This is a genomic window from Rhizobium sp. 'Codium 1' (genome assembly GCF_020889605.1).
In the GTDB taxonomy this organism is placed as follows: domain Bacteria; phylum Pseudomonadota; class Alphaproteobacteria; order Rhizobiales; family Rhizobiaceae; genus Allorhizobium; species Allorhizobium algae.
Genome location: NZ_JAJGPW010000007.1, coordinates 63,275 through 76,042, shown reverse-complemented (window position 1 = coordinate 76,042; position 12,768 = coordinate 63,275). Strand labels below are relative to the sequence as shown.

General features: G+C 62.5%; 12 protein-coding genes. 10 read left to right on the top strand and 2 right to left on the bottom strand.

The genetic code is table 11. The features are described from left to right. Window positions 1-103 precede the first annotated feature (103 nt). A complete protein-coding gene (locus tag LJE98_RS16580) occupies window positions 104-889 on the bottom strand; it encodes a TSUP family transporter (RefSeq protein ID WP_229576323.1) in 786 nt (261 codons plus the stop codon). 347 nt (window positions 890-1,236) lie between these two features. Here LJE98_RS16580 and LJE98_RS16575 point away from each other — a divergent pair, with 347 nt between their 5' ends. The 8 genes from LJE98_RS16575 to LJE98_RS16540 all read left to right on the top strand — a co-directional run bounded on the left by LJE98_RS16575 (window position 1,237) and on the right by LJE98_RS16540 (window position 10,226). Next, the gene (locus tag LJE98_RS16575) at window positions 1,237-2,553 is read left to right on the top strand and encodes a sirohydrochlorin chelatase (protein WP_229576322.1); all 1,317 of its coding nucleotides are present in this window, start codon (window positions 1,237-1,239) and stop codon (window positions 2,551-2,553) included. 926 nt (window positions 2,554-3,479) lie between these two features. Further along, window positions 3,480-4,121 carry a precorrin-8X methylmutase gene (locus LJE98_RS16570; protein WP_229576475.1) on the top strand — a complete coding sequence of 214 codons (642 nt, stop codon included), beginning with the start codon at window positions 3,480-3,482 and terminating at the stop codon, window positions 4,119-4,121. After that, window positions 4,114-5,355: a precorrin-6y C5,15-methyltransferase (decarboxylating) subunit CbiE gene (gene cbiE, locus LJE98_RS16565; RefSeq protein WP_229576321.1), complete on the top strand. Its 1,242-nt coding sequence runs from the start codon at window positions 4,114-4,116 to the stop codon at window positions 5,353-5,355. Before LJE98_RS16570 ends, cbiE begins: the two co-directional genes overlap by 8 nt. Next, on the top strand, window positions 5,352-6,089 hold the full coding sequence (cobI, locus tag LJE98_RS16560) for a precorrin-2 C(20)-methyltransferase (RefSeq protein ID WP_229576320.1): 738 nt from the start codon (window positions 5,352-5,354) through the stop codon (window positions 6,087-6,089). Before cbiE ends, cobI begins: the two co-directional genes overlap by 4 nt. Beyond that, the gene (cobJ, locus tag LJE98_RS16555; RefSeq protein ID WP_229576319.1) at window positions 6,089-7,927 is read left to right on the top strand and encodes a precorrin-3B C(17)-methyltransferase; all 1,839 of its coding nucleotides are present in this window, start codon (window positions 6,089-6,091) and stop codon (window positions 7,925-7,927) included. Before cobI ends, cobJ begins: the two co-directional genes overlap by 1 nt. Beyond that, window positions 7,924-8,709, top strand: a complete 786-nt coding sequence (gene cobM / locus LJE98_RS16550) for a precorrin-4 C(11)-methyltransferase (RefSeq protein WP_229576318.1) — start codon at window positions 7,924-7,926, stop codon at window positions 8,707-8,709. Before cobJ ends, cobM begins: the two co-directional genes overlap by 4 nt. 34 nt (window positions 8,710-8,743) lie before the next feature. Continuing rightward, complete coding sequence (locus tag LJE98_RS16545; RefSeq protein WP_229576317.1) at window positions 8,744-9,196, top strand: GFA family protein; 453 nt, start codon at window positions 8,744-8,746, stop codon at window positions 9,194-9,196. Window positions 9,197-9,260: 64 nt separating this feature from the next. After that, window positions 9,261-10,226 (top strand): nucleoside hydrolase, encoded by a 966-nt coding sequence (locus LJE98_RS16540; protein WP_229576316.1) that lies wholly within the window; start codon window positions 9,261-9,263, stop codon window positions 10,224-10,226. Window positions 10,227-10,314: 88 nt separating this feature from the next. On the opposite strand, the gene LJE98_RS16535 is transcribed toward LJE98_RS16540, so the two are convergent. Continuing rightward, a complete protein-coding gene (locus LJE98_RS16535; protein ID WP_229576315.1) occupies window positions 10,315-10,461 on the bottom strand; it encodes a DUF1127 domain-containing protein in 147 nt (48 codons plus the stop codon). Between the two features lie 571 nt (window positions 10,462-11,032). On the opposite strand from LJE98_RS16535, the gene LJE98_RS16530 reads away from it, so the two are divergent. Continuing rightward, a complete protein-coding gene (locus LJE98_RS16530) occupies window positions 11,033-12,142 on the top strand; it encodes a DUF2157 domain-containing protein (protein WP_229576314.1) in 1,110 nt (369 codons plus the stop codon). After that, the gene (locus tag LJE98_RS16525; RefSeq protein WP_229576313.1) at window positions 12,139-12,714 is read left to right on the top strand and encodes a GDYXXLXY domain-containing protein; all 576 of its coding nucleotides are present in this window, start codon (window positions 12,139-12,141) and stop codon (window positions 12,712-12,714) included. The genes LJE98_RS16530 and LJE98_RS16525 overlap by 4 nt, the downstream gene beginning before the upstream one ends. Window positions 12,715-12,768: the final 54 nt, after the last annotated feature.

Below are 12,768 nucleotides of genomic sequence, written 5' to 3'. Positions count from 1 at the left end.
TGTCATACTCCTTTGATCGTGTGCCGTGAACAGGCAACGCGATCATCGCGGGCTGGCATCAGACTATCAATTACGCCGGAGGTAATCAAAACGCGGCGGGAGCCTAAAACCCTAGCCACATCCGGATCGGATTGGTGGGGTCGGCGAGCAGCTTGGTGGCGAGCGCCACGCAGGTGACGACCAGCAAGGGCTTGATGATCCTGGCTCCCTGGCGCATGGCAAAACGCGAGCCGGTCTGGGCGCCGAGGAACTGACCGACGCCCATCAACAGGCCGACCTTCCACAAGACCACTCCGCTTGCAACGAAGACGAGGAAGGCGCCGAGATTTGAGCCGAGGTTCAAAAGCTTGGTATGCGCAGTCGCCTTCAGCATGCCGAAACCGGCGAGTGAGACGAAGGCCAGCATGAAGAAGGAGCCGGTTCCGGGGCCAAAGACGCCATCATAGAGGCCGATCAGCGGCACGAGCGTGACGCCGAATACGAAGGGCGTCATGCGTTGATGGCGGTCTTCGTCGGAAATATTCGGCTTCAGGGCGAAGTAGAGCGCGATGGCAACGAGCAGGAAAGGCATCAGCACCCGCAGAATGTCCCCGGGAACGACGGTCGCGATCAGGGCACCAACAGCGCCGCCGAGAACGGCCATGGCTGCCATTGGCAACTGCTTCTTCAGGTCGACATGGCCCTTGCGCGCATAGGCGAGGGTCGCAGAACCCGCGCCGAACATTGACTGCAGCTTGTTCGTGCCCAGGGTTTCGAGCGGTGGGATACCGGCGATGAGCATGGCCGGAATGGTGATCAGCCCGCCGCCGCCGGCAATCGAATCGATGAAACCGGCAATGAAGGCAGCGACGAACAAAAGCAGCAGGGCTTGGAAGGCGAGATCGACCACGGGGAGACTCGTGAGGAGGGGGTGAAATGTGCCGCCCTTGTGGACCAATCATGGCGGCTCCGCAACTGGCCAGGGCCGTCGCGCGTGTCGCGGGCGGGACATTCTGTGAACTGCCGCATCCGTCATACAAAGCGCCGCAATCCGGTTTGACCGCTGGGTGAGGCTTCGATAAAGCTCACAGTAATGTGCGACGGCGCCTGTTCGACAGGCTGGAAATAGTCCGGTGCGGCCGACCCAATCAGGGGGCCAATTCCGGAGCTGTCCCAAAGGCCATGGACCACGCCTGAAATGGCAGAAGGTTCGGCGCTTCGTACAGAAAAAGAAGCGAAGCAGGGAGGCCTTTGTCTATGGCGGAAAAACTCGGAATCATGGTTTGCGGCCACGGCAGCCGCAATCAGAATGCGGCCAAGGAATTCGCCGTGATCGCGGAAGCGCTGCGCGCCCGCAACCCGGACCTGCCCGTTGAATACGGCTATCTCGAATTCTGCAATCCGGTGATTTCTGCCGGTCTCGACAGCCTGCGCGAGCAGGGTGTGACCCGGGTGCTGGCCGTTCCCGGCATGCTCTTTGCGGCAGGACATGCCAAGAACGACATTCCCTCTGTGCTCAACACCTACCAGGCACAGAATCCGGGCATGGTCATCAATTACGGTCGCGAACTCGGCATCGACCTGAAGATGATCCGAGCTGCCGGCGACCGGATCCAGGCAGCCGTCGACGAAGCCAATGACACGCTCGGTTTCATCGAAAAGCACGAGACGCTGCTGATGGTGGTCGGCCGAGGCTCGTCCGACCCGGACGCCAATTCCAACGCCACCAAGGTCATGCGCATGCTCTGGGAAGGCATGGGCTTCGGTTGGGGCGAGACCTGCTACTCGGGCGTGACCTTCCCGCTGGTCGAGCCGGGGCTGACCCATGCCGCCAAGCTCGGCTACAAGCGCATCATCGTCTTCCCGTATTTCCTGTTCACCGGCGTGCTGGTGAAGCGCATCTACAGCTATACCGACGAAGTGGCGGCACGGTTCCCGGAGATCCAGTTCGTCAAGGCGAGCTATCTCAACGATCACCCGCTGGTGCTCGATGCCTTCCAGGATCGCGTCAAGGAGATCCTTGAGGGGGCAGCCGTGATGAACTGCCAGATGTGCAAGTATCGCGAACAGGTCCTCGGCTTCGAGGCCGATGTCGGCCAGCCGCAGGAGAGCCATCACCATCACGTCGAGGGCATCGGCGGGGGACTGGAAGACTGTCCCTGCAAGGGCGACTGCGATGCATCCTGCCGCGATCCGGATTACTGTCGTGAGCACGGTCTTCCCTGGACGCCTGTGCACAGCCACGCCGAACCGGCACCGCTGCAAGTCGTCGCGCTCGAGCCCGCATTCGATTATGCGGCGTCCTTCACGCTCGGCGGCAAATATGCTGCCTTGAAGGACAAGACGCCGGACGCCGACTTGCAAGCCGTGATGGATGCGCCGTCCTCGGGCAAGTCCGCGCAGCACGAGCATGGACCGAACTGCGGCTGCGGTCATCATGATCACCACGACCACGACCACGACCACGATCATCACCATGGACATTCCCACGATCATGGTCACGATCACCACCACGCGCCCTATCCCCATGCCGATCATCCGCTGGGGCCGAAGTCGATGCAGAAGAAAAACTGATGCCGCTCTTCGATCGCATCCTGATCGTCGACTGGTCCGGTGCCGGGCAACCGGTGACGGGCACGAACTCGCTCTGGGCCTGCCTCGCCCGGCGCGAGGGCGATCGGCCCGTGATCGTCTGGATCGAGAATTTTCCGACCCGGCATGCCTTCATGTCGCGCCTCGACGCAGTGGTGGGGTCTGCCTTGGCCGCCGGTGAACGTCTCCTCTGCGGCTTCGACTTCGCCTTCGGTTATCCCGCAGGCACAGCCGAGCGTCTGACGGGCCGGCCAGACTGGCGCTCGCTCTGGCGTCTGATCGCATCCGAGATTGAAGATGGCGATGACAACCGGAACAACCGCTTCGACCTTGCTTCGCTTTGGAACGCGGCACATTTTCCAGGCGAGCCCCGCTTCTGGGGGCGGCCGCATCAGCACACCTATCCCGACCTGTCCGACAAGAAACCTGCCGCGCCACAATCGGCGCCCTTTGCCTTCCGTCGTTCGGAACAGTTTGCCAAGGGGGCGAAATCCGTCTGGCAGCTCACCTACAATGGCTCGGTCGGCAGCCAGACCCTCCTCGGCATCGCGCGCTTGTCGCGCTTTCTTGACGAAAGCGGTCACGGCGAAAAGGTTGCCGTTTGGCCCTTCGAGACTGGTTTTGCCAGCGCTTTCGAAAAGCCGGTCATCTTTGCCGAAATCTACCCCTCGCTCTTCACTGTGGCCGCTGGTGACGACGTGAAGGACCAGGCGCAGGTCCGCACCGTCGCCGAAGCCTTCGCCCGGTATGATGCCGAGGGCAGTCTGGCTCAACTGCTTGAACGTCCGCCGATGCTGGCGGAGGACGAGGTGGCAACGTCGATCACCGAGGAGGGCTGGGTGCTCGGCATCGGTCATCGCGATCTCACAAGTGCTGCATTGCCTGCTGCAAGTGCGTCTGCTGGCCAGATGGCACCCCTCGACTACATCCGCGACCCCGCTGAAATCTATCGCCAGTCCTTCGCCACCATTCGCGAGGAGGCGGCTCTCGACCGCTTCCCAACCGTCCTGCAGCCGCTGGTCATCCGCCTCATCCATGCCTGTGGCATGGTCGATCTCGCCGACGATATCCGCTGGTCGGACGGCGCTTTCGAGGCCGGGGCCGCAGCCCTTGAAAGAGGCGCATCCGTGCTTGTCGATGTCGAGATGGTGCGCCATGGCGTGATCCGCCGCCTGCTGCCGGCTGACAACGAGATCCTTTGCTTGTTGAACGACGATCGCGTGCGCCCGAAGGCGGCGGAGATCGGCAACACACGCTCGGCCGCCCAGGTCGATCTCTGGGACGAGCATCTGGACGGTGCAGTGGTCGCGATCGGCAATGCGCCGACGGCACTCTTCCGGCTGCTCGAGCGCATCGACGCAGGGGCACCGAAGCCCGCGATCATCCTGGGCTTCCCGGTCGGCTTCGTCGGTGCCGCCGAAAGCAAGGATGCCTTGATCGCTGATAGCCGCGGCATCCCATACATTGCCGTCCGTGGCCGTCGGGGTGGCTCCGCGATGGCCTCGGCCGCGGTGAATGCGCTTGCGGGAGGCCTCGGTACCAATGTCTGACCACGCGCATGGCCCCTGGCTGACCATCATCGGGATCGGAGACAATGGGCTCGAAAGCCTCACCCCCGAGGCTCAGGCTGTCGTCTGGCAGGCGGAGACGCTCGTCATTGGCGAGAGGTTGGATGCCGTCATCGACGGATCGAACCTGCCCGCGCTGAAGCGCATCCTCACCTGGGGTGCCGGGTTTCGCGAGACACTTGCCGAGATCCTGAAATTGCGCGGGACCCCCGTTACGATCCTGGCCACCGGCGACCCCATGCATTTCGGCATCGGGGCGACGCTGCAACGCTATGTGGCGGCGGAAGAAATGGACGTCCTGCCCAGCCCGTCCGCCTTTTCGCTCGCTGCCGCCCGGCTGGGATGGCCGCTGCAATCGGTCACCCAGATTTCTCTGCATGGTCGTCCGCTCGCCTTCCTCAACCGCCATGTCCTGCCGCGCGCGCGCATCCTGGCGCTGACATCGGACGCCTCGACGGTGCAGGCCGCCTCTGTTCTGCTGGCCGAACGCGGCTTTGGCGCCTCCGTGCTGCATGTGCTGGAACACATGGGCGGACAGCATGAGCGCATCCTGCGTTTGTCAGCGTTGGAAATGGCTGAAACCTGCCCCCCCATGTCGGACTTCAACACGCTGGCGATCGACTGCGCCTGGGACGGACCGATCCTGGCGCCGGTGCCCGGCCTGCCCGACGAGGCCTTCCGTCATGACGGCCAGTTGACCAAGCGCGAGATCCGCGCGGCAACGCTTGCCCAACTGGCACCCTTTCCGAATGCCCGTCTCTGGGATGTCGGTGCCGGCTGCGGCTCGATCGCCATCGAGTGGATGCGCGCAGGCATGGGGTCCAGGGCGATTGCGATCGAGGCGAAGCCCGAGCGGCTGGCAATGATCCGCGAGAATGCCGAGACCCTCGGCGTGCCCGATCTTGACATTGTCGCAGGCGAGGCGCCGGCGGTGCTCGCGGGCCTCAAGACGCCCGATGTCATCTTCATTGGCGGCGGCATCAGCGGCGAGGGGCTGTTCGACGCCTGCTGGGCCGCCCTTCCGCCCGGCGGAAGGCTGGTGGCCAATGCGGTGACCATAGAGGGCGAGGCCAGGCTCGTCGATCTGCGCGGTCGCCATGGTGGGGATCTGACCCGCATCCAGGTGGCACGCGCTGCCCCGGTCGGGCGCTATTGCGGCTGGAAGTCACTGATGCCGGTCACGATGTGGACCGTTGTGAAGGGAGAGGTCGAATGACCGGTACACTCTATGGTCTCGGCCTTGGTCCAGGCGATCCTGAGCTCTTGACGCTGAAGGCACATCGCATTCTGACGCAATGCCCCGTCATTGCCTATCCGGCACCCGATACCGGTCCGAGCTTCGCCCGTCAGATCGCGGCCCCCTATCTGACCGCTGCCCAGCTGGAGGTCCCGATCGTCGTGCCGATGCGCGTCGAGCGCTTCCCAGCGCAGGACATCTACACGAAGGCGGCGGAGACGCTGTCGCATCATCTCGATGCCGGGTCCGATGTTGCCGTGCTCTGCGAGGGAGACCCCTTCTTTTACGGCTCGTTCATGTATCTCTTCGAGCGGCTTGCTGATCGATACCCGACGCAGGTCGTGCCGGGCGTTTCCTCGATGATGGCGGCCGCCGCCGGTCTCGGACGTCCGCTTGCTGCCCGCAATGACGTCCTGACCGTTTTGCCCGGTCCGCTGCCGGATGACCAGCTGAAGGCCCGCATCGACGCCTCCGGTGCCGTTGCCATCATCAAGCTCGGCCGGCATTTTGCCCGCATCCGCACGCTGATTGAAAGCCTGGGGCTGACGGCGCAAGCAGGTTATGCCGAGCGTGTCAGCCTTGCCGAAGAAAAGCTCACGCCGCTCTCCGAGGTCGCAGGCGACACAGCTCCCTATTTCTCGATGATCCTGATCTACAAGGGAGAGGAGCGCTGGCATCCGGCGCTCGCCAAGACCCTTGGAAGTGGGGTCTGATGGGTATCGAGGCCTCTCCCGGAATTCCGGTCGTTGTCGTTCTGACCGAGACCGCCGCACGGATCGGTCGTCGCGTCGCCTCGGAGATCTCAGGCGAACTGCATGGCGCAGCCTTACGCGTCACGTCGGCCGATCTCCACTTCGGCTCCGCAAAGGAGCATGTGCAAGCACTGTTCTCGGCCGGCCGGCCGATCGTTGCCGTCATGGCTTCGGGCGCTCTCATCCGCCTTCTCGCACCGCTCCTCTCCGACAAGCAGACAGAACCGCCGGTGCTGGCCGTTGCGGAAGACGGTTCCTGCGTTGTGCCGTTGCTTGGCGGCCACCACGGTGCCAATGATCTCGCGCGCAGCATCGCTGCAGCACTCGGCGCGCATGCTGCGATCACCACAGCGGGCGACCTCAAATTCGGCGTGGCGCTCGATCAGCCGCCGGAGGGTTACGTGCTCGCCAATCCAGACGCCGCAAAGGCGGTGATGGCAGAGCTCGTGGCAGGCACCGGCGTCAGACTCGACGCATCATCCGCCACTTGGCTCACCCAATCCAGACTTTCATTTGAACAAGAGGCCCGCGTGACGCTCACCGTGACCGACCAACAGAAGACCGCCGGCGAGCTGGAGCTCGTCTATCATCCCAAGACGCTCGTGCTCGGTATGGGCTGCGAACGGCATGCCAAGCCCGAGGAAGCGATTGCGCTTGCCGAGGACGCGCTGGCGAAGGGTGGCTTTGCGCGGGAAAGCCTAGCCGCAATCTGCTCGATCGACCTGAAGGCGGACGAAACGGCGCTCCATGCCGTCGCCGCCCATTTCGGCGTGCCGGCGCGGTTTTTCACGGCCGCCACACTCGAAGCTGAGGCGCCCCGGCTCAAGAACCCTTCCGAGGTGGTCTTCGCCGAAGTCGGTTGCCATGGCGTTGCTGAAGGGGCGGCTTTGGCTGCCGTCGGACAGGCGGGGGTACTGGCGGTCGAAAAGATCAAGTCGAGGGGTGCCACCGCTGCGATCGCCGAGGCGCCGGATGTCGTCGATCCCAGGACACTAGGTCGCGCACGAGGCACCCTCTTCGTGGTCGGGATCGGTCCCGGTTCGGACGACTGGCGGTCGCCGGAAGTGTCGCGCATGGTGTCATCCTCCACGGATCTCGTGGGCTATTCGCTGTATCTCGATCTGCTCGGGCCCCTGGCCGACGGCAAGGTCCGCCATGATTTCGACCTGGGCAAGGAAGAGGCGCGCGTCGTCCATGCGATGGAACTGGCGGGGCAGGGCAGGACGGTGGCACTCGTCTGCTCTGGTGACGCCGGCATCTATGCGATGGCGACGCTCGTTTTCGAACTCTTCGACAAGGGCGGCATCACGGATGGCGCGAACCGCATCGAAGTGCAAGTTTCGCCGGGAATCTCCGCACTTCAGGCCGCGGCCGCCCGCATCGGCGCGCCTCTTGGCCACGACTTCTGCACAATCTCGCTCTCGGACCTGCTGACCCCTTGGGAGCATATCCAGCGTCGGGTGAAGGCCGCAGGCGAGGGCGATTTCGTCATTGCCTTCTACAATCCCGTTTCGATGAAGCGCCGCACCCAACTGGCCTATGCCCGCGACGAACTGTTGAAGTACCGCCCGGCCACGACGCCAGTCATCCTTGCCACCAATCTCGGCCGCGAGGGCGAACATGTGCGCACCGTCCCGCTTGGTGAATTGAATGTCGACGATGTCGACATGCTGACAGTCGTGGTCGTCGGATCCTCGGAAAGCCGGACGGTGACGACCGGTGACGGAAAGACCTGGGTCTACACACCGCGCGGCTATTCGGGCAAGGCAGACACTGGCATGAAGGGAAGTGAAGCATGACCGTCTATTTCATCGGTGCCGGGCCGGGTGCCCCCGATCTCATCACTGTGCGCGGCCTTCGGCTCATCGAGCGTTGCCCGGTCTGCCTCTATGCCGGTTCGCTGGTGCCGGAAGAGATCGTTGAGGCAGCACCGGAAGGCGCCATCGTCAAGGACACGGCCCCCATGCATCTCGACGAGATCGTCGCGGAAATGGTGGCTGCCCATGCGCGGGGCGAGGATGTGGCGCGCGTGCATTCCGGCGACCCGTCGATCTACGGCGCAATCGCCGAACAGATGCGCCGCCTTGATGCGGCAGGCATTCCCTATGACGTCGTACCCGGAGTGCCGGCCTTTGCCGCGACAGCCGCGCGTCTCAAGACCGAGCTCACCCTGCCGGAGATCGCCCAGACGGTCATCGTCACGCGCACCGAAATGAAGGCATCCTCCATGCCGGAATTCGAGACGCTGGAGATTCTTGGAAAATCGCGGGCGACGCTGGCCATCCACCTGTCGATACGCAATCTCGGTCACATCCGCGACACGCTGACGCCCTACTACGGCGAGGACTGCCCCGTGGTGATCGCCTATCGCTCGACCTGGCCGGATGAGCTCTTCATTCGCACGACGCTCAAGGACATGGCCGAGGAGGTGCGCAAGGCCAAGATCACCCGGACAGCCCTGATCATGGTTGGCAAGGTCTTTGGTCATGTGGAGTTCCGCGACAGCGATCTCTACAACTCCGACTTCAGCCACGTGCTTCGCAATGTCGGGAAAAAGAAGAAGGTCGCCAAGGCAGGTTGAGCGGAAGATCGCCTGACTACGAGAGGAAACGGTCGTGGAAAGTGGAGACGAGGATCACGGCAGCTGCCGATGCGGGCAGGTGACGCTGAAGGTGAAGGGCCGCCCGCTGATGACCATGGCGTGCCACTGCAAGGGATGCCAGCGGATGACGGCAAGTGCCTTTTCGCTCAGCGCTCTCTTTCCGCAGGACTGCGTCGAGATCAGTGGCCTTGAGCCGGTCATCGGCGGCATGCATGGCGAGCTGCATCATTACTTTTGCCCCCACTGCCTGAGCTGGATCTTCACCCGCGCGGAGATGCTCGGCCCGCTCGTCAATGTAAGGGCGACCATGCTCGACAGTACGGCCAATCTGCCGCCCTTCATCGAGACCTGCGTCTCGGAGAAACTTGCCTGGGCCTCGGTCCCGGCGAGGCACAGCTACGAGACGTTTCCGGCGATGGAAGACTTCCCGAAGCTTCTCGGCGAGTTCGCCGAAGTCGCGCCCTGAATGCTTCCTTGTTCCATAGGTTTGCGATATGGAACCCGCTTCCTCAGACAGGACGACCAAGTTCATGCATAAAGTCATTTTCGATACGGATCCCGGCGTCGACGACGCCATGGCGCTGCTCTTCCTGCACCACCATCCCGAGATCGACCTCCTCGGCATCACGACCGTCTTCGGCAATGCGGAGATCGACATCACGACTCGCAATGCGCTGTACCTCAAGCGCGAGTGGAAGATCGATTCGCCAGTGGCCCGTGGTGCCGGCGAAACCTTCATCCCGCACCGTGTGAGCCACGAGCCGCCGAAATTCATCCATGGCGATGACGGTCTTGGCAATATCGGCGTGCCCGAAGTGACGGACGTCCATCCCGATCCGCGTCCGGCTCATCGCTTCATCGTCGATACGGTCCGCGCCAATCCGGGCGAAGTCACCATTGTCGCCGTCGGCCGCATGACAAATCTGGCCAATGCGCTGAAGGAAGATCCCGCGATTGTCGACCTCGTCAAGGAGATCGTCATCATGGGCGGCGCCTTCGACGTGAACGGCAATGTCACGCCGGCGGCAGAAGCCAATATCCACGGGGATCCGGAAGCGGCCGACGTGGTGATGACGGCAAGGTGGCCGGTTGTCGTCGTCGGTCTCGACGTGACGATGCAGACGGTGATGACGCGTTCGCAGCTCGCCGATATCAGGGACGCTGCCGGCACCAGCCGGGCCCGTCTGCTCTTTGATCTCTCACAGTTCTATATCGATTTCTATGAGGGCCTGGTCGACGACGGCATGGTCGTGCACGACAGCTGCGCCTGCGTCTATGTCGTGGCGCCGGAGCTATTCAAGACCCGCAGCGGCGTCATTCGCGTTGTCTGCGGTGGCATCGCCGATGGCCAGACCATCCAGAAGCCTGACGGTCGTGGCTTTGGCCCTTCCGACTGGGATGGCGAGCTGCCAAGCCAGAAGATCTGCACCGAGATCGACGCGCCTGCCGTGCTCAAACTGATCCATGACGTGATCATAGCAGTCCGCGAAGACTGATCAGCGCCTTTCGGCGAACAAAGAAAAACCCCGGATCTGGGAGGAGATCCGGGGTTTTTCTGTTTGATCCGACCGTGGTCGGGACCGATCAGCCGTTGACGGCGTGACGGGCAACGCGACGGATGTCTTCGCGGCCGATGCCGAGGTCATGCAGTTCGCGGTCCGACATGCGGCCGAGTTCCGTGATGGTCTGACGGTACTTGCGCCAGTTGGTGAGCGAGCGAGCAATGTTCATTGGGTCTACCTCTTTGGTGGTTTGGACCCATCCGTGGGCCCCTTCGAATTTCTTGAGGTGAATATATGCTGCGTTGCGAAATGTTTGAAGACATAATGCGGCAGATCACCTATGCGCGACGTGCATAACGCTCGATTTAACCCGTTGTTAACTGGCGATTTTTTGTGCGTTTGCCTCAGGCTGCGTCGTGCACTGCATTTGGGCAGCTCAAGGCACCTGGCGGGGGGATCTATTCGGCGGGGAGGATCAGGTCAAAAAAATAACGCTCACCGGGGGAGGAGGTCCGGTGAGCGTCATTTGTGCAGACCAACGACTGGGAGGAGGAGTGTCGTTGGTCAATCGAGCCCGCATTGGGAGGAGGTAACGCGGGTCGAAGAAGAAGCGCCAGAAGTTCTGTCGCTCTGTTGAGAATGAATATAGGCGAGACCTGTCGGTTTGTGCAGTGCAATATTGACATGGAAGGCATGCGTTTCTGCATGGGCGCAGAAGCCATCGGTCCGGGTGATTTCCACCGCTTGTCTTTCCGTGGCGCGCGTTCCAGATTGCAGGCGGGATCAAAGGGGAGCAGCCCATGTACAGAGGCAGGTTGAAGCGCGATTTGGACGACTGGGTCGCGCGCGGACTGATCGATAAAGCGACGGCAGCAAGACTGCTGGCAGATGTCGATCGCCGCCGCGCTGGCTTCGGCATAGGCGGCATCCTGTCGATGTTTGCGGCTGTCCTGATCGCCGCATCGCTCCTCATGCTGATAGCCGCCAACTGGGAGGCGATACCGAGAATAACCAAGGTTGTCGGGATCATCGCCCTGATCTGGATTTTTCATGGGGCGGCACTGCTTGCACGATCCAGGAGTGCAGATCGGTTGGCTGCCGCAGCGCTCGTTCTCGGCTCCGCAGCCTTCGGCGGCGCGATTGCGCTCATCGGACAACTCTATCATCTCTCGGGCGACACCTTCTCGGCGATGCTGCTCTGGTTCGCGGTGACGGCCGGCTCCGCGCTGGTCTTTCGCTCCGGCGCACTGACTGTCGTTTCCGGCGCCCTTTTACTGGTTGCCTTCGGGAGCGGCTTTGAAAATTTGGGCTGGGAGGCCGATGGCCATGGCCTATGGGCCTATTGGCCACCTTTCGGCGCAGCAGCCGTCCTTGCCCTGTCCCGCTTGAACGGCACCGATCGGGCAAAGCATTTTGCCTATATCCTGCTCGTCGGCTGGATCTGGTGGATCCTCATTCTCGACCGGGACGAAGCCTACGCCTTCACTGTGGCAGTCGTCGCAACGATCTTGTTTCTGGCGCTTGTCGCGCCGCGCTCTCCGCTCGAGGCGATCCATCGGAAGCTCGGCACCTCCGTCAGCTTCTATAGTCTGGTGATGGCGCTCACGGGTTTCGCCTATGTGCAAGGCAATGCGCTCGACGTCCTATCGACCGCGGCTCTCGGGATCGTGATCCTCGCCTTGTCGATTGCTTCGATCGCGCTTGAAGGTCGGGACAATGGCGCTGTGCGTTATCTCGCCTATGGGGCCTTCGCTGCGGAGGTCCTCTACTTATCCTATGAGACGATTGACAGCATTCTCGGAACCTCGGCCTTCTTCCTGCTCTCGGGCCTGGTTGTTGCCGTGCTGGCCTTCGTCGTGGTCCGTCTTGAAAAACGCTTCTCCCGCTCGACCGTGGAGGTGATGTCATGATCGGCACCAAAGCATTTGCCGCAGCAGCCCTGCTGGTGTCGCTCGGCCAGACAGCAATCCTCGGCTACATGATCGAGGGGCGCGCTTCCATTTTAAGGTCGGGAACCGAAGTGCTCCTGAAGACGGCGCCAGTCGATCCGCGCGACCTATTGCGCGGTGATTACGTCATTCTCACCTACGATATCTCAACGATCCCGACGACGTCTATTGCCGGCGCACGGCCGGAAGCCGGTTCGCCGGCGCAAATCAATGTGCGCCTGAAACCGGGTCCGGATGGCTATTGGATCGTGTCGGAAGCCTCGTTCGATCGCCTGTCCGGGGAAGCAGGCAGCGTCGTGCTGGTCTCCCAGCCCATGGCGATCAACGACTGGGAGTGGTCGAACGCCGGAAATCTCACGGTCGCCTACGGTATCGAAACCTTCTACGTGCCAGAAGGCGAGGGCAAGCCAATCGAAGACGGGCGCAACCAGGGCCGGGTGTCGGTGGCAGCACGGGTATCCGATGACGGCCAGGCGCAGATTCGCGCCCTGATGCTGGATGGCGAAGCGCTCTATGAAGAACCGCTGTACTGAGCGCCGTCCCTTGCCCGCTGCAAAGCCTGTGCGGCGGGCTGCGGGTGCCCTGCA